Source organism: Actinopolymorpha sp. B9G3 (genome assembly GCF_040120725.1).
GTDB lineage: Bacteria > Actinomycetota > Actinomycetes > Propionibacteriales > Actinopolymorphaceae > Thermasporomyces.
In genome coordinates, this window is the sequence record NZ_JBEEAB010000006.1 from 90,871 (window position 1) to 106,752 (window position 15,882).

At 66.2% G+C, this 15,882-nt stretch carries 18 protein-coding genes; 7 read left to right on the forward strand and 11 right to left on the reverse strand.

Going from position 1 to position 15,882, the window contains the following annotated elements; all coding sequences use genetic code 11:
- Positions 1-8 precede the first annotated feature (8 nt).
- Positions 9-545, forward strand: a complete 537-nt coding sequence (locus tag ABNF93_RS12870) for a hypothetical protein (protein WP_349328207.1) — start codon at positions 9-11, stop codon at positions 543-545.
- 64 nt (positions 546-609) lie between these two features.
- Here ABNF93_RS12870 and ABNF93_RS12875 read toward each other — a convergent pair whose 3' ends face one another.
- Genes ABNF93_RS12875 through ABNF93_RS12885 form a run of 3 tightly spaced genes read right to left on the reverse strand, consistent with a single transcriptional unit; the run spans position 610 to position 3,124 of the window.
- On the reverse strand, positions 610-1,176 hold the full coding sequence (locus ABNF93_RS12875) for a hypothetical protein (protein WP_349328208.1): 567 nt from the start codon (positions 1,174-1,176) through the stop codon (positions 610-612).
- 57 nt (positions 1,177-1,233) lie between these two features.
- On the reverse strand, positions 1,234-2,652 hold the full coding sequence (proS, locus tag ABNF93_RS12880) for a proline--tRNA ligase (RefSeq protein WP_349328209.1): 1,419 nt from the start codon (positions 2,650-2,652) through the stop codon (positions 1,234-1,236).
- Between the two features lie 55 nt (positions 2,653-2,707).
- Positions 2,708-3,124: a hypothetical protein gene (locus ABNF93_RS12885; protein WP_349328210.1), complete on the reverse strand. Its 417-nt coding sequence runs from the start codon at positions 3,122-3,124 to the stop codon at positions 2,708-2,710.
- A 319-nt stretch (positions 3,125-3,443) separates the two neighbouring features.
- On the opposite strand from ABNF93_RS12885, the gene ABNF93_RS12890 reads away from it, so the two are divergent.
- Entirely contained in the window at positions 3,444-3,920 is a 477-nt protein-coding gene (locus tag ABNF93_RS12890) for an HIT family protein (RefSeq protein WP_349328211.1), read from the forward strand.
- A gap of 54 nt (positions 3,921-3,974) precedes the next feature.
- On the opposite strand, the gene ABNF93_RS12895 is transcribed toward ABNF93_RS12890, so the two are convergent.
- On the reverse strand, positions 3,975-4,466 hold the full coding sequence (locus ABNF93_RS12895; protein ID WP_349328212.1) for a GyrI-like domain-containing protein: 492 nt from the start codon (positions 4,464-4,466) through the stop codon (positions 3,975-3,977).
- Between the two features lie 396 nt (positions 4,467-4,862).
- Here ABNF93_RS12895 and ABNF93_RS12900 point away from each other — a divergent pair, with 396 nt between their 5' ends.
- On the forward strand, positions 4,863-5,663 hold the full coding sequence (locus tag ABNF93_RS12900) for a hypothetical protein (RefSeq protein WP_349328213.1): 801 nt from the start codon (positions 4,863-4,865) through the stop codon (positions 5,661-5,663).
- Between the two features lie 210 nt (positions 5,664-5,873).
- On the opposite strand, the gene ABNF93_RS12905 is transcribed toward ABNF93_RS12900, so the two are convergent.
- The 3 genes from ABNF93_RS12905 to ABNF93_RS12915 form a co-directional block, all read right to left on the reverse strand.
- Positions 5,874-6,161, reverse strand: a complete 288-nt coding sequence (locus ABNF93_RS12905; RefSeq protein WP_349328214.1) for a mycothiol transferase — start codon at positions 6,159-6,161, stop codon at positions 5,874-5,876.
- Between the two features lie 109 nt (positions 6,162-6,270).
- Positions 6,271-6,399, reverse strand: a complete 129-nt coding sequence (locus ABNF93_RS12910; protein ID WP_349328215.1) for a hypothetical protein — start codon at positions 6,397-6,399, stop codon at positions 6,271-6,273.
- A 160-nt stretch (positions 6,400-6,559) separates the two neighbouring features.
- Entirely contained in the window at positions 6,560-7,132 is a 573-nt protein-coding gene (locus ABNF93_RS12915; RefSeq protein ID WP_349328216.1) for a YciI family protein, read from the reverse strand.
- A gap of 77 nt (positions 7,133-7,209) precedes the next feature.
- On the opposite strand from ABNF93_RS12915, the gene ABNF93_RS12920 reads away from it, so the two are divergent.
- Complete coding sequence (locus ABNF93_RS12920; protein WP_349328217.1) at positions 7,210-8,241, forward strand: phosphotransferase enzyme family protein; 1,032 nt, start codon at positions 7,210-7,212, stop codon at positions 8,239-8,241.
- 20 nt (positions 8,242-8,261) lie between these two features.
- Here the strand turns inward: ABNF93_RS12920 and ABNF93_RS12925 are convergent, their stop codons facing one another.
- Positions 8,262-8,423 carry a hypothetical protein gene (locus ABNF93_RS12925; RefSeq protein ID WP_349328218.1) on the reverse strand — a complete coding sequence of 54 codons (162 nt, stop codon included), beginning with the start codon at positions 8,421-8,423 and terminating at the stop codon, positions 8,262-8,264.
- Positions 8,424-8,488: 65 nt separating this feature from the next.
- Here ABNF93_RS12925 and ABNF93_RS12930 point away from each other — a divergent pair, with 65 nt between their 5' ends.
- Together ABNF93_RS12930 and ABNF93_RS12935 are read left to right on the forward strand one after the other, a co-directional pair.
- Positions 8,489-9,763, forward strand: coding sequence for an FG-GAP and VCBS repeat-containing protein (locus tag ABNF93_RS12930; protein ID WP_349328473.1), 1,275 nt, complete (start codon positions 8,489-8,491; stop codon positions 9,761-9,763).
- A gap of 1,043 nt (positions 9,764-10,806) precedes the next feature.
- Positions 10,807-11,733 (forward strand): phosphotransferase family protein, encoded by a 927-nt coding sequence (locus ABNF93_RS12935; protein ID WP_349328219.1) that lies wholly within the window; start codon positions 10,807-10,809, stop codon positions 11,731-11,733.
- A gap of 76 nt (positions 11,734-11,809) precedes the next feature.
- Here ABNF93_RS12935 and ABNF93_RS12940 read toward each other — a convergent pair whose 3' ends face one another.
- A complete protein-coding gene (locus ABNF93_RS12940; protein WP_349328220.1) occupies positions 11,810-12,709 on the reverse strand; it encodes a sulfotransferase domain-containing protein in 900 nt (299 codons plus the stop codon).
- Between the two features lie 113 nt (positions 12,710-12,822).
- Here ABNF93_RS12940 and ABNF93_RS12945 point away from each other — a divergent pair, with 113 nt between their 5' ends.
- Entirely contained in the window at positions 12,823-13,236 is a 414-nt protein-coding gene (locus ABNF93_RS12945; RefSeq protein ID WP_349328221.1) for a VOC family protein, read from the forward strand.
- A 68-nt stretch (positions 13,237-13,304) separates the two neighbouring features.
- Here the strand turns inward: ABNF93_RS12945 and ABNF93_RS12950 are convergent, their stop codons facing one another.
- Positions 13,305-14,222, reverse strand: a complete 918-nt coding sequence (locus ABNF93_RS12950) for a carbon-nitrogen hydrolase family protein (RefSeq protein WP_349328222.1) — start codon at positions 14,220-14,222, stop codon at positions 13,305-13,307.
- Between the two features lie 214 nt (positions 14,223-14,436).
- Positions 14,437-15,840: a serine/threonine-protein kinase gene (locus tag ABNF93_RS12955; RefSeq protein ID WP_349328223.1), complete on the reverse strand. Its 1,404-nt coding sequence runs from the start codon at positions 15,838-15,840 to the stop codon at positions 14,437-14,439.
- Positions 15,841-15,882 lie beyond the last annotated feature (42 nt).

Sequence of the window (15,882 nt, forward strand, 5' to 3'; positions counted from 1 at the left end):
GTCGACTCTTGGCCCGGGTCAGCCCGTTCGAGCCGGCCTACAACTATTTCGTCGAGCTCTGCGAGCGGTGCGCAGGCAACAGGTACATTCCGCGGATAGAGCTGGCGACCACACTCGACGGTGGCGGACATCTGGCCGTGCTTGAATACCTGACCACCCCGGCCAGCAGTGTGGTGCGGACATTTCTGCGGCAGTGGGAGCATCCAGCAGAAGGCGACGCCGATCTGCGTGATCTCCGGCACGAGGTCGAGGCCATGGATGCCTGGGGCCGTCAGAATGTGCGGTGGTGGGGGCCGCGGGTCGACATCGGCGACCGTCACGTTCTGCTCTCGGCCGACGGGAACCCCAAGCTCATCGACCTGTTCTTTGTGGAGGGCGAAGACCTGCTCGATGAGCTGATCAACGATCCGCATGCGTTCGCGCGTCACATGCCCCTTGATCAATGCCGGTACATCCTCGACATCCCTGACCTCCAGGACGGCCACGCCACCGGCTACCTTCATCGCATAGGAACAGCCCTGAAGGACGCCGCAACCGGATCCTGAGGGCACCCGTGTTGTTTGACGGCATGAGCCAAACCGCCTGACTGGCGCGCTCCGCCATCGTGGGTTACAGCGCTTGATGACCTGGCGGTGTGGCGTCCTCGTCGAGGGCTACAGGCCTGGCCTGCAGAGCGGGGTGGCGCAGGAACGTGTCCACCAGCTCGGCCGGTCCGCCGATGCAGGTCCAGTCGTCATCCCACAGCGTCGAAACCAGCCACGAGTGGTCCGCCGGGAACATCAAGTTGGGCAGTGCACCCTTCCAGAACGACAGGTCTCCGCCGTGGCGCCAGGCGGCGGCCTGCTCCGGCCCCGCCTCAACCAAGACATACGGCCACCCCGCATACAAGCTCACCGTGGGCGCGTCGGGAAAGACGATGTCATCGGCGCCGGTGTCGAGATACCCCAACCACCACGACTGGCCCGCCGACTGCTCACTCAGCAGCGCGAGCATGGCCCGGTCGTGTGCATCCTGCCCCTCGCCTCCGTAGGGAAGCATGATCGTCGCGTAGGCCTCGAAAACCGGTGGGATGGCGGCGGTGATGGTCCGGCCCAGGGACGTGCCCTCGTCGATCCACGCGACGTCATCGCTCGTCCCGATGCGCCACGTGCTGGCGTCCCTGACCCTCGTGACCATTTCGCCAGGCTAGATGCTGTGACTTATCGGCTCCAGCTGAATTCCTGATGTCCGCCGTCAGTAGGATCGGCCCACCACGGCGATCAGGTCCGGTTCGTCCTCGGAGTCGGGAACACCACCGTCGGGCCGTATCAGGCAGCGCACGGTCACCGCGCTCTCCGACAGCCGTGCCTCACCCTCTTCGCCAAGGGTCGCCCACGGGATGCGCGCCCAGCCCTCGTCGTCGACGGCCACCGCCACCGCCTCGTCCGCCGACGCCACGTCGACGGTCCGCGCGTCGCGGAGCTGCGCCGCCTCCGCGAGAAGGGCAGCCTGGTCGATCTCGAGCGCCTCTGTCACTTCGGACAGCACGGTCTCTATCGGTACTGTCGCCTTGGTTCCAGGGATTCGGCGTACGACCGTCACCGCGCCGGCGGCCAGGTCCCGCGGGCCGATCTCGATGCGGACCGGTACGCCCTTCAGTTCCCAGTCCACGGCACGCCGCCCAAAGGCGACATCCACTCGGTCGTCCAACTCGGCGCGTACACCTGCGGTTATCAGGTCGCCGACCAGCTTGGCGGCCACCTCGCCCACGCCCTCGCCGGACTTGACGACGGTGACCACGACCTGGGTCGCGGCAAGCCGCGGCGGGATGCGCAGGCCGGCGTCGTCGCCATGGGTCATGATCAGCCCGCCGACCATGCGGGTCGAGGATCCCCAGGAGGTCGTCCAGGCGTACGGCCGCTCACCGGCGGCGTCGAGGAAGCGGATGTCGAAGGCGCGGGCGAAGTTCTGGCCGAGTTCGTGGCTGGTCCCCATCTGGAGGGCCTTGCCGTCGCGCATCATGGCCTCGCAGGTGAGTGTGGTGATCGCTCCGGCGAACCGCTCGCGGCGGGTCTTCACACCGGCCACCACGGGGATCGCGAGCACCGTCGCCATGAGGTCGGCGTACGCCTCGTGCAGGATGCGGCGGGCGTAGGCGGCCGCGTCCTCCCGGGTCGCGTGCGCCGTATGGCCTTCCTGCCAGAGGAATTCGCTGGTCCGCAGGAAGACCCGCGGCCGGAGCTCCCAGCGGACGACGTTCGCCCACTGGTTCAGTAGCAGCGGCAGGTCGCGGTAGCTCTGGATCCACTTCGCCATGAACTCGCCGATGACCGTCTCGCTGGTCGGCCGTACGACGACCGGCTCCTCCAACTCCTTCCCACCCGCGTGCGTGACGACCGCGAGTTCGGGGCTGAATCCCTCGACGTGCTCGGCCTCGCGCTTGAGGTAGCTCTCGGGGATGAACAGCGGGAAGTAGGCGTTGCGAGCACCCGCGGCCTTGATGCGCTGGTCCATCTCGGCCTGCATGCGTTCCCAGATTGCATAGCCGTACGGCCGGATGACCATGGTGCCGCGAACTGGACCGTTCTCGGCGAGCTCGGCCTTCCCGAGTACGTCCTGGTACCAGCGCGGGAAGTCCGTCGCCTGCGGAGTGAGTACACCTGCCTTCGCCATGCCTTGCATCCTAGGACGAGGCCAGGGAGAAGTCGGGGCGCACCACCGTCGGAGGTCAGGGTGCCAGCAGGTGCCGAAACTGCGCGTCGTACTGGTCGACCGGCGGGTCATCAACGGCGGCAACGAAGAAACCGAGAAAAGTGCTGTCGGCGCCAGCGACGGTCAACAGATCGCGCCACGACCACAGGTTCGGGTGCGGCATGTGCGTGGCAGCCTCCGCCGGAGCCAGACGCTCGACCACCTTGGCGAACTGCGCGTGGTCCAGCCGATAAACCCCCGTCGTAGCAACGTAGCCGCACACCGAAGCCAGCACGACCGCCGGGAGCGGTCGTACCGCCCCGGGCGCGTTCACATGGCCGAACGTCAGAACGGACGCGTCCGCGCGCGCCACGCCGTAGGCCACGGGCATGACGAACCCGGGTATCTGTGCGGCAAACCGCTCTTGCGCTGCGAGGAGGTCACCGTCGGTCACCCACGCCTCAGACATTCGCAGATGCTCCCATCACCCGGCGATCGTAGCCGGGACGCAGTGGTGCGGTGTGTCCCGCGCAGCCGCACGTTTGCGGACAGGACCCGGGTGTGCCCGCTCTTTGAACGCGGATTGCACGACGGCGTTCAACTCGGGGGCGTCCGCCGTTACACCGAGGGCTCTCACAGGTTGGTGGTGGAACTATTTGTCGGTAATGTCGGCGGCCATGGCAGAGGTAGCTGTGAGGGCTTCACTCCCGCTTGTCACCTGCCTACCGCGCCGATAGCGTCGGGCGTTTCTGCGCGGGAGAAGGCGGTGGAGCGTGACGGCAACTTGGATGCCACGCGAACAGTGGGACCAGCTTCTGCAAGGCGAGGCGTGCCCCCTGTGCCAGGAGATGGAAGTCCGCATGGAGCCCGACTATGCGGACCGCTACGGACACACGATCACGACACTGGACACGAGTGTGTTTCGGCTGTGCACCGATCAGTTCAGCCCTGGGTACAGCGTGGTGATCTACAAGCAGCACGTGGTCGAACCGCACGATCTTCCGGCCGCCGAGCAGGCTGCTTACCTGGCCGATGTCATGGACGCAGGCAAGGCTGTCCAGCGGGCGCTCGGAGCCGACAAGATGAACTACCTCCTGCTCGGAAACGGGCAACCGCACACCCACTGCCATCTAGTGCCCCGGTACTACGGTGACCCGGCAGGGGGTAGACCGTTCCTACCCGAGCAGCCCGTGCCTGCCAGCACCGGAGAGCTCCTGGATCGAGTCGAGCGGATTCGGGCCGCCATATAAGGCCTTCGGTTGCAGGAACCCCGCGGGTGATGGGACGGCTGCGCTCGGGTCAGGTCAGCCCTTTACCGGCCAATGCAGCTCGGTGTAGTGATTGTCGGGGTCAGGTGTGAGCTCTGGGGCTGTGAGCCATATCCAGCGCAATGGGCCGGCTGGTTCGAGTCCGGCCGATTCGATCTGCGTTCGCAGGTTCGCGATGACCGCCTCGAACTTCTCCATGTCCCAGAAGTTGCCAGAGAAATAGGCCGATGCCACCTCGCCTCGAGGGAGTACGGCGGGAATGACTCGGCCCTCGGGGGCGCCCGATCGGTCGACGGGCACTCCAGCTTCCCAGCCGTCATCGAGAAAGAGCGTGTAGGGCGGCCCTGCCGATGCGAGGCCCTGCCGCTCATGGGCCTGCCACGCTTCTCCAATTGCTTCGCCAACAGCGCACCAGTCCGTCTCGGCACTGCGATCCGCCTTGGTACTCCGTACACACAGGACCGGCTGATCACTGAGCGTCTTGCGCACGATCGAGGTCACGTTCACATTCGCTTGCTGCGTCGACATGGCACTCCCTTCGGACCGAAGGTGCCGGAGAGCAGCCGCGTACGACTCGCCAGTGCGCTGCATGCGTTGTCGAACGAGTCGCTTGCGATTGCGGTTCGCCGTCATCCGGCCCTCCACGTCCAGCGCTACGTCCCCCAGCGACGGCGCCCGACGGTGACCGGGACAGCGATCCGAGGATATGGTCCCCTTTGCCTCCAGCAAGCGGCTCTGCTTGGGGAGAACCGACGGAGGTTTGGCGGTGGATCGACGCCACGAGGAGCGTACTCAGTCCCGGCTCGACTCCGCAACGGTTGCCCGCGTCATCTGTGGCAGGTGCCGGACGGAGGCTCTCGCGGAGCCCCCTGCTTGCTCACCAGTGCGTACATTACCCAGATGGGGTCGGTGAGGGCGAGGGACGTGATCCTGTCCAGCACCCGGTCAGGCGTTCCAGAAACAGCGTCCAGGTCGGGGCTCAAGCGACGTGCGCTGATCGCTGGGGCTGTTGTCGTGGCCGCCGGAGCGGGAGCGGCAGGCGGTGTGCTGGGTACGCGCTATTTCCTGTTGGGTGTCGACGATTCCGTGCTGGATACCCATCACCGTTCGGATGCCGAGTTCTTCGCCCAAATGAGAATGTCTGGTGCGTTGGACGTTATCCCGCCCAGTTTGACCGAGGCGATCAAGATGTCCTCGGTGGTGCTAGTCGGCGAAATCGTCGACGTCCGCGCCACAGAACCGGTCACCGGCGAGGTGCCGACCGACAAGTTCTACGGCGTTGGCCTCGTGGTGCGGCCACTCGACGTCGTGCAAGGCTCGCTGCCGCTGAGGTTCCGCGATGAGCTCACGCTCGACCTGATGTTCGGCGCGACAGGTCCGACCGGAAGCCTGGAGACGATTCGCGCTGGGCTGCCGCAAGGGCCAGCTGTCTTCTTCCTGCGCTCAGGTGAGGATGCGGCGAACAATCTCATCGAACACTGGGAGAAGAGGGAAAGACCTGTCCCGGGCGGAACGGCAAGGCTCGACAGAGATCGTCAATACTATGGACTGGTGTCCTACAACGGAATTCTCGTGCAAGGTCCTGACCATGTACTCAGTCCAGCATGGGAACCGGAACTCATCGACGGTATGGCTGAAGAAGCGCGCACCTACAAGAAACTGAGCGACCTGGTTGCCTACCTCCGGACACTGGACTCCGTACCTGTCGGAACAAGGATCGGCTGATCAACGGTCGGCTTCCGCTCGTACCAGATCTGGCAGGTCCTCTGGACAGTACGCACTTCAACTGAGGGCCTCCGGGACGCTTCACCTAGATGCTCCCCGTTCAACCATGCTTCGTCTTCCTTGCTGATGCGATCACGCGTGCGTTCCCCGCCCGAGCAGTGATGGAGTGCCGTCACGCGGGATCGAGGACGCGACACTGCCGTCGTCCTGTCAGACATCATCGACTTCCCTCGGGTCGTTGCCGACAAGCCCGTCCACCGCCTCGCGGATGAGGTCGGCGTGGCCGGCATGCACCTGGTACTCCTCCAGCAAGGTGACGAGCAAGCCTCGGCGATTCAGGATCCAGGTGTCCGTGCCTCCCGGGACAGGTACGTCGAGCCCGCCGTCGGCGCTGATCTTCCGCCACTCGACCCTCGCGCGTTCGACGGCGCCGTACCACAGCGCATACAGCGCCTCCGGCTCGTCCGCGCACCGCCAATCGTCCTCCCCGCCGACCAACGTGGCTGCCCGACCGGCAGCCCCCCGCGGCAAACCCGTCGTCGACGACCGCCATGTGCTTGATCAGGCCCGCCAACGTCATCGTGGATGGTGGGTGCTGTCGGCGCAACTACTCGGCGTTGAGCCCTCCGGTCTTCCAGGCAAATCGCCACCGCACACGGTCGAGAGCGAAGCACAGCACCTCCGCCTCGCTACCGTCCATGTTGTCGGCGTACGGGAAAAGGTCTGTGTAATCCATGCCCGCGAGAATGGCAGAGGCCGCAGCCGAGCGCTACGGTCGTGGACCGGTTCCACACGCTGCAGACCGGCGTCGACGTGCTGGCAGAGAAGGCGGCGTACACGTGCCACGGCATCTGCTCACCCGCAGTGGCGGCCGAGCGGAACTGGACGTCCTCGATTCATGACGGCCGCCCGCCGAACTGCCAGTGGTGGACCTCGATGTCGGCGTACCTGTCCGGGGTCAGGATGGCGCGTGCCGTGTCCGGGTCCGTTGCCCGGACCAGCGCCGCCGTGCCCAGCCAGGTCGTGCCATCGTCGGACAGCAGCGGCCCGTAGGCGATCAGGTCATCCCGCTCGGTCGGCACGGCGAGGTCGGCGGCCCGGCCCGTGCTGAGGCCGAGCACGAGGTACCGGTTGCCACCGGTCCGGCCGCCGGGGAAGTCCCACATGGTGTGTCCCAGCATGTTGCGCCACCGGCGCAGCAGCACGTCCCGGTACACGCCGGCCTGGTAATTGGGCTCGTCGAATGCGAACGCGCGGGCACCGGCGGCATCTGGCAGGTCGACGATGTGCACGCTCCCGCTGGGCGTGTCGCTGTCGCCGGCGAAGGTCGGTCCGCGGGCGATCATCTTCGTGGCGTACCGGTCCATGTAGGACCAGTGCTCTTCCCGCAGCTCGTTGCGCAGCGCCGCGGAGCCGGTCCGATCGCGGTGATAGCAGAAGAACTCCATGCCCAGAGTCTTCACCACCATGGGACTCGGGGCACCCGACCCTACTTCGGTGGCTGAACTGAGTTGAGTCGGCCGCCAGGCTTTTCCATACTGGCTCGATGCCACAGGGGGATCGTGCTCCCGAAGGCTCGCTTCCGCCGTCGTCGCCACCGCTCATGCGTTCGACGCCTGTTGACGCCCTGGATCCGCACCTGCGGCAGCTGACAGCTGAGATCGCGCCCGGGAGCACGGCCACCGATCTCGGCGGTTGGATGAGCCGCAACCTGCTGCTCGAACCTGCCGGGATCGTCCTCCGCGTGCATCCCCCGTACGTCACACGTCGCAGACTTCTCGCGGTCCAGCACGTTCGGCAGACCCTCGCTGGAACGGGCATCAGGGTCCCGGTTGCTGTCAGCCGAGACGGCGCTACCACGTTCCGATGCGGCGACCGATGGGCCGAGACGGAAAGACACATCCCACACGAGACGCCGCCGAGTACCTGGCAGTCGTACGCGTGGATGTTCCGCGCCATGGGGACGCTCCACCGTCGCCTGGCCGCCGTTGATCTGCGTGGTCCGCGTCCGTCGACCGCGATCTTCGCCGCGCCCAGCACCCTGTGGGCGTGGCTACCGACAACCGAGGAGGCCGTCGCTGGAGATGCGGAGTCCGCACGGATCGGACGGTCACTCCGAAGCCTCCTCGGCCGACTGCGCTACCGCTGGGTGTCGCCGACCGGCCTCCCTCGCCAGCTCGTGCACGGGGACGTCAAGCTCGAGAACCTCGGCATCGGTCCTTCCGGCGAGACGGTCTTCCTCGACTTCGGTTTCGTCACACACCGCCCCCGCATTCACGACCTGGCCTTCTCCCTCACCCATTCCGTACTCACGGTAGACGGCCATGTACCGACCGATCCCACCGTGTTCCCGTGGCATCGCGTAGGTCGGCTGGTCGAGGAGTACGAAAAGTCGACCGGTGCTCCGCTGACAATTCTGGAGCGTCGGGCACTCGCCCCGTACACCGCGGCCGCACGGATCTACCACGCCACCTACGCCGGATTCGGCCCGAACCCTGCCGAGTGGCTCCACAACAACGTGCCCGCCATCCAGTTCAGTGATTGGCTGCTGGAGCACCCCGAGGTGTTGGGCAGTTAGGGCTCTGACTCGTCGGGTTCTCACGGGCTGGTCACTTGTCCCTTGACGCGGACCGCGCGGTCGACCGCGTCTACGTTCCCATCGTCGACTGGGATATCGACGGCAACGGCGTCGGCGACCTCGTGACCGGTGGTCCGGGCGAGGACGTTGGCACGGTCGCCAACGCCGGGATGTTCTGGCACCTGAGGAGCACCGCCACGGGAGTGACCACCTCTGGGGTCGCGGCTTTACCCAGGACACACCGGGAATACCCAGCGTCAGCGAGGCTGGCGACCGGTTCGGTTCATCCACCACGAGCGGCGACTTCAACGCCGACGGATACGCGGACGTCGCCGTCAGCGCCCCTACCGAGGACGCCGACGAGGAACCCGGCCAAGATAGTGGCAAGGTCCAGGTGTTCTACGGCTCCCCAACCGGACCGATGACGGGCCGCACTGAACTACTCCCCGAGGGCGCGCAGCCGAACGAGATGAGCGGCGCCGCACTGGCGACTGGAGACTTCAACGGGGACGGCTTCGCCGATCTCGCCATCGGAGCCCCCGGCTTCGACGGTGGGCGTGGCTGGGTGTACGTCTTTCCCGGCTCCGCCTCCGGCATCGTGTCGCAGCTCCCCGCCCCGTTCGCTCCCCGAAGGTTGTCACAGGGCTCTGTGAGCGCAAGCAATCCCGGCGAACGTTTCGGGGCCGCGATCGCGGCCGGCGACACCAACGGTGACGGCCTCGACGACCTCGCCATCGGGATCCCTCAGAACAGGCAGGAACGCACCTACGCGACGGGCGCTGTCATCGTCGTCACAGGCGATGAGATCAACGGCCTGGCCTCGGCGAACGCGCATCTGTGGCAGCTCGACAGTGCGGGCGTCCCCGGCAGTCCCTCGCCCTTCGGCAGCGACAAGCCGAACTCGTTCGGCGACGAACTCGCGTTTGGCGACTACGACGGTGATGGGTTCGACGACCTCGCCATCGGGATTCCTGGCGCTCCGGTGACGACCTCGACCGGCAAACAGGAGGACGCCGGGCTCATCACTGTGCTCCGGGGCTCGGCGAACGGGCTCACGCCAGGAGAGCTCCTGACCCAGCAGACCCCTGGTGTGCCGGGCACCGCAGACACACACGACCTGTTCGGCAGCAGCATGGCCGCGGGCGACAGCAACGGGGACGGTGACGACGAACTGGTCCTGACCACGCCTGGCGACCGCCTTGTGACATTGCTCGTCGGATCGACCGGCACGCTCAACTCAGCTGGCTACCAGGCGTGGACGCAGCACACGGCGGGCGTACCCGGCGCCGACGAAGCCGAAGACAAGTTTGGCACCGGCCTCCGGATGACCCAGTACAACGGCAGCGGGGCGTCAAGCCTGCTCATCGGAGTCCCCGGCGAGAACTCGGGCGCTGGCGCCCTCGTTCTGCTCTACTCCAACGGCACCAGCATCACGACCACGGGTGCCAGGCTCTTCACCCAGGGCACCACCGGAATACCTGGCGCGAGCGAAGCGGGTGACCAGTTCGGCTCACTCGGCTGATCAACCACGGGCTTGGCCTACTAGTTTCCAAGTCAACCTTTGCTTAGCTGGCCTGGCGGCGGAAAACGCCCTGTGGCTGGCTTCGAGCTCGGAGTCGAGGCCGGAGGTCGGTAGTCCGGGCGGCGTGGTGTGAGCGCCCGGTCCGGACGTAGCGGTACGTGTGGTTGGCTGCGCACGTCGTGCTTGCCAGCTGGCTATTGGTCTACTACCGGATGTCTTCTCCCTCGAACCGACATCCAGGTCCGAAGGTAGCTGCCATGATCACGCCATGGCACTCCATGTTTTGGTACGTCGAGGCATCCCTTTCGGCGTTCTGGTCGTCGTCGCGCTCGTCCTTGGCGCGTTGGTGGCGGGTGTAATGATCGGCGTGAACCTTCCGTTCGGTTCCAAGCCATTGACCGTGGCACGAGGAACTGCGTACTTCAGCTCTGCCGTTGGGAAGGGAACCTTCCAGACGGAAGACGAGGGCGTCAGTGCCCTGATCATGCCCGAGGTCGGGTGGGTCGACCGCAGCGGCCGCGGTGAGTTCTTCTCCGTGCCAAGTTGCCTGCGAGGGCGAGGTGAACCAGCCGTTGCACAGGCATCGGTCGAGGCCGGGTACACGAGTCTACGTTTGCCGCAGGGCCGTTCGATGCGGGTCGTCGCCTGGATCCGATGCCTGTGACCAACGGGGTTCCGGTGTACTCCTGGCCGTGTCCATTTCGGCAGCACCTTTCCCGTCGTCCTCGCATCCAGAAGCGAGGCTGTCAATGGAGTACGTCAGGACACGGTGGTTCCGCACACCTGGCAGCTTGGGAAGAGTACGGATCTGGCTGCGTACGCGGCCCGGTGGCGTGGATCAGCGACGTTGGAGTGACCAGCTTGAGCTATCACTTGTCAGCGCTGATGGCACGCGGGAGGGCACGGTCGGCGGAGCCGCCAACGAGAAATGCGAGTGCAACGGATGGCTGACTGCGGGTACCGTCTGCCGCCGGTGCCCGACGTCCGGCCGATCGGCTTCCGCGTCGACAGACTGGCGATCCTGGAGAGGTCCCCGGCGACCAATGAGTGAGCTAACGCCAGCACAGCTGTGTGCGTCCCGAGTCATCACCCAGTCCTGCGGTGAGCCTGCTGATGTGTGGCCACACTTGACGTTTCGCCCCCAATCAGTGGTCGTCGGGGCGCGGCTTGCCGACGGTGAGGAGGTCGTACTGAAGGCGAGCGGGCACCATTCGGTCGCCGCGGAGGCCAACTCACTGCGCCTGGCTGCCGCCGCCGGAGTCCCAGTGCCGCGAGTACTTGATGAGGGCGAAGCCCAAGGGCTTCCCGGTGCCCATTGGATGCTCATCCGCAAGGCACGTGGTCGCCCATGGGCGCTCCCCACCCCTAACGTGCGCGCATCTGCTCGGACGCAGGACGAACTCGGCCGGATCTTTGCGCTCCTTCACGCATGCGAACTCCCTGGCTATGGTCCGCTCAACGAGAAGGGAGAGGGCAGCTACGCGCGATGGTCTGACTTTCTCCTCCAGGCGGTGACCGAGCCGTTGCGGTTCCTGCACACGGCTGGACACTTCGACCGCGAGCTTGTCACCCGCGTCGAACGCCTCTTCTCCGGCCAGGCATCAATGCTGGACAGCAGGCCGGGAGTCTTCGTCCACGGCGACCTGGGAAACATGGAGATTTTCGTCGATCGCAGGAACCGAGTCGTCGATGTCGTCGACTTCGGAGATGCCGTGGTCGGCGACCCCCTCTACGACTTCGCTCATTTCGTTCGGGGCGGTCCTGCCGATGACCCACGCTCTGCTGCAATCCTCCCGGGAGTACGTAGGTCCTATGCAGCCAACGGCGGGACGGAGCCAGAAGACTGGGACCAGCTGTTCCGGATCTACGATGTCTTCAACGCCGTTCGCGGCGCCGAGTGGTGCGTTCGGGAGGACTTCCCTTGGATCTCAGGCCTTCGGGAGAAGGTCGTTCACCTGCTCAACCGGTAACACCTCACGGCCTCGGGGCAGCACCACCACCAGACGTGACACTTCACCACGAAGGCCCAGACGAAGCGACCGGTGGCTAGTCGCGATGTAGCCAGACCAGCAGGTCGGGCGGCGCCATCTCGGCGGTTCGGGCCCGGTACGCCGCCAGCTCGGCATCGGACAGCAGCTCCCGTCCGGAGCCGGACCGGCCCTTGCGGAAGAACGCGTTGATGTCCTTGAAGACGCCGTTGCGGTTCGGCAGCAGGTAGCCCGCCTTGCCCTTCATCTGCTCGAAGGTCGCCGCCCGTACCAGATCCGGCCACACCTCGTCGGACACCGCGACGCCCAGCCGGTCGGCCAGCCGGCGCATCTCGCCGTCCAGGTCGGCCGACAGGTCGTCGTAGTGCACCAGGACGATGTTCGGCTGGTCGCGGCGGGCCCACGCGTCCGACAGGTGCCACATCACTCCGGGCAGCGAGTCCATCGCCTCCCGCGGATCCTCCTCGGAGCGGGTCCACTCCAGCAGCCACTCCCGTACGGGGAGCCGTTCCTTCGTCGGTTCGCTCGGTTCCGACGCGCCGGTCAGCTCGCGGAGCCGTTCCCGGTTGATGTTGTTGACCTGGTGGTAGAGCGACACCGCCATGTCGAGCGGGTGTCGGGCGACCACGACGTACGTCGCCCGCGGGTCGAGCGGGATCCCGTCGAGCGGGGTGTGCGTCTTGATGAACCGGCGGTGCTGCTGCGCCTCCAGCATCGCGTACACCTCGTCGCGCGGCACGGTGAGCATGTCGAGCCACGGCGACAGGTCGGCGAGCGGCCGAGGGAGTTCCGGCGTACCCAGGACCAGCACGGCACAGATCATCTGCATCCACGTCGTGCCGCTCTTCGACCGGGTGCTGATCACGATGTCGCCTTGCCGGAACGGGAAACCGAGCCAGCGAGCACTGTCCTCGTCGTCCGAGACGTAACGGTAAGGGGAGGAGGGGGAGTCGCGCACCGCTGGATCGTACAGGTCAGTGATGGCGCCTGCTGGGTTCCTCGTGGCGTGCAACTTCGGCGTACGGCTAACGTGTTGTTCGCAGTGCAGCTACTCCGTAAGGAGACAGGCCAATGCCCGGATACCCCGTTCTGCTCCACACCGCAATCGATGCCCGAGACTGCCGTGGCCTCGCCGAGTTCTATCAGGAACTGCTGGGCCTGCGGTATCGCTCCGGCGAAGAAGTCCCCACCGACGGCAGCGAGGACGACGCCGACTGGCTGGTCCTCGTCGACGACCAAGGAAACCGTGTCCTTACCGTCCAGGAGAAGGAGGACACCACGCCGCCGACCTGGCCGTCTGAGCAGGTTCCGATGCAAATGCACATGGACTTCAAGGTGCCGTCGGTCGAGGACCTCGAGCGCCACCGTCAGCGTGCGGAAGAGCTCGGCGCGACTGTCCTCTTCGACCGAACTCGGGATGAGGGCGAGCCCCTGTATGTCCTGGCCGACCCCGCTGGCCACCCGTTCTGTCTGCTCGTCCAGTAAGCACTCCGAGCGGCACAGCACGCGGGAGACACGACACGAGCGCAGCCCTGCGGTTGCAGAGTCGACCTCTATGACCTCAGGCGTCTTGGGGGCGTGGCGGTTTGCGACTCCTGCGACTCCAGCAATGCCGTGACCTCGTCCGGCGTTGGGCAGTACCCGTTTCGGTAGCACGCCCGCCAGGGCCTGTAGCCCCGGTCATAGCCGGCGCGCATTGAGTCGGGATTGAGGTCGGCGAACAGCACCTGGGGCGCCCCGTCCGGATCGCCCCTGACCAGCCACCGGTCATCGGGCGAGGCTACGCAGGATACGGCGGTCCCTGGGGCAACTCCGGGCGCGGCGAATGCGATCCACATCCCGGTCAGCAACGCGTGTGCCATGGAGTGGCTAGAACCGAGCGGCTCGGCGGCGGGCCCGTCGGCGTAAGTGGCCAGCAGCACGCAATCTGCCCCGAGTGACTCGTACTCGATGAACACCTCTGGCATGTTGGCCTCGATGCACAACGCGCAGCCGAAACGGAACCCGTCAACCTCGAAAACGGTCGGATGCTCACCGGCCGCAAACATGAACGTCGACTCGGTAGGTGAGAGATACCGCTTGTCGTAGCGGCCGACCAGGTGCCCGGTCTCGCTGATCACGTACAGGCTGTTGAACGGTCGTGCACGTCCCGCCACCCGATGGACCGAGCCGACCACCGCCCACAGACCCATGTCACCGGCGTGCCCGACTGTCGCTGCGAGCTCGTCCTCCAGCACGGCCCAATCGACCCGCGACCAGTCCGACTCCGTCACCCGATCCAGATCACGCGACATCAACCGCTTATCCGGATAGCCCGACAGCGCCCCCTCGGTGAACAAGATCAGCCGAGCTCCACCGTCAGCCGCGCTGGCCATCAGCTCTCGAATTCGTCGACCCTGCTCGCGAATCGACGCCCCGTCCGGGGTATGCGTCCCTACACCTTGCGCCACCGCGATCCGAATTGTCGCCATGTCGCATGATCATCGCAGCCACCACCGACAACAAGGGTTCAGGAACCTCGCCAGCTCCACTCGGGTCATCGGGGTCCCTGCTCCTGACTCCCAGGTGATCGGCAGCCACCCCTAATCCGGATAGAAATTAATCGTTGGTCGCCGCGGACTTCCGGCCCTCGCGGGCGACATCCTCCGCCGCCGACAAGGTTCTACGACATGAGACCGCGGTGGATCAGTCGCGGCCCCCGCGATCGTTATCCCCTTCGTCGGAGTCTGCTGGTGCGATGGCCAGCAGGTTTGCGAGCCTGGTGTCTGCGCGGAGGCGGCCTTCGTTCTGCGCCTCGGCGAGATCGCGGGTGAGTTCGCGGATCTTCTGTGCGGCCTCGTCGGTCTTGCGTTCGCGGTACTTTTCCAGCGCTTCGTCGATGCGCTTGTGCACCTTGTCCGCAACCTCGGGGTCGATCCGGCCGCGCCGCTCCAACCGGCTGGTTGCCGCGGCGACCTGCCGCAGCCAGGCTGCGGTGCCGTACCGTGCGGGCTGTTCGGTGGTGGACGGGCTTGGAGAAGACGACGGGCTGGGGGTGTTCGATGCGGCGCCGGTCGGGTCTTCTGCGCGCGCAGCAGGGGAATCGTCGTCGATGCTGGTCAGGATCTGCCCGATGATCACGCCGGCCAGAACGGCGAGGATCAGCCCGGCCGCGATGACCAGCGCGGTGCCGGGACGCCTGCTCCAACGGCCCGGCGGGCGGTACGCGTGCACCGGCATCGAGGACGTGGCATCGCCGCCTCCACCCCCGCGCATAGGCAGCGGCCCGGGCAGGCTGTGCCCCATCAACACAGATCCGACCATGCCGGCGCTGGTCGGTCGGTGGTCGGGGTGCTTGGCGAGCAGTCCGAGGGTCAGGCGTTCGAGATCGGGCGGCACGTCGGCACGGAACCTGGACACTGGTTCGGGGTCGAGATGCTGGTGTGCGTACAAGACGGCGGCCATACCGCCGGTAAATGGTGGGCGACCGGTGAGCATCTCGTACAGCACACAGCCGAAGGCGTACAGATCGCTTCGGGCATCACCAGCACCGCCAGCGACCTGCTCCGGGGCGAGGTAGCTCGCGGTGCCGACCACCGTGCCTGGTTGGGTGAGCCGGGTGGCTGCCTCGTCGACAGCTCGGGCGATGCCGAAGTCCATCAGCTTCAGCACACCGTCGCCGCACAGGGCGAGGTTGCTCGGTTTGATGTCACGGTGGACCACCCCGGCCAGATGAGCGGCTTGCAGACCCGCGGCGGCGTGTGCCCCCAGGCGCCGCACCTCTTCGAGGGGGAGCGGTCCACGCTCAGCCAGCTCGGCAGCCAGCGTTGGCCCGTCGAAAAGCTCCATGACCATGTACGGGCGGTCGTTGAACTCGCCGACGTCGTAGACCGCAACCACGTTCGGGTGGCTAACCTGCGCGGCCGAACGGGCCTCCCGAACGAACCGCGCCCGATCTGCTGGATCACTCACCGTAGTGGCTAACAGCTTCACCGCGACCGGACGGCCAAGCATCTGGTCGTCGGCTTGCCAAACGTCTCCCATCCCCCCGCGGCCCAGCAGGCTTCTCAGCCGATAACGACCGGCCACCACACCCGCATTCGCCTGCATGCCACCTCCACCATCTACAACCTGACGAACATACAGCGCAGG

Coding starts and splice junctions, on each gene's coding strand:
- ABNF93_RS12950 (WP_349328222.1), bottom strand. CDS start 14,222: ATGGCGACAATTCGGATCGCGGTGGCGCAAGGTGTAGGGACGCATACC.
- ABNF93_RS12955 (WP_349328223.1), bottom strand. CDS start 15,840: ATGCAGGCGAATGCGGGTGTGGTGGCCGGTCGTTATCGGCTGAGAAGC.
- ABNF93_RS12915 (WP_349328216.1), bottom strand. CDS start 7,132: ATGGTGGTGAAGACTCTGGGCATGGAGTTCTTCTGCTATCACCGCGAT.
- ABNF93_RS12910 (WP_349328215.1), bottom strand. CDS start 6,399: ATGGATTACACAGACCTTTTCCCGTACGCCGACAACATGGACGGTAGC.
- ABNF93_RS12935 (WP_349328219.1), top strand. CDS start 10,807: ATGAGTGAGCTAACGCCAGCACAGCTGTGTGCGTCCCGAGTCATCACC.
- ABNF93_RS12945 (WP_349328221.1), top strand. CDS start 12,823: ATGCCCGGATACCCCGTTCTGCTCCACACCGCAATCGATGCCCGAGAC.
- proS (WP_349328209.1), bottom strand. CDS start 2,652: ATGGCGAAGGCAGGTGTACTCACTCCGCAGGCGACGGACTTCCCGCGC.
- ABNF93_RS12920 (WP_349328217.1), top strand. CDS start 7,210: ATGCCACAGGGGGATCGTGCTCCCGAAGGCTCGCTTCCGCCGTCGTCG.
- ABNF93_RS12875 (WP_349328208.1), bottom strand. CDS start 1,176: ATGGTCACGAGGGTCAGGGACGCCAGCACGTGGCGCATCGGGACGAGC.
- ABNF93_RS12895 (WP_349328212.1), bottom strand. CDS start 4,466: ATGTCGACGCAGCAAGCGAATGTGAACGTGACCTCGATCGTGCGCAAG.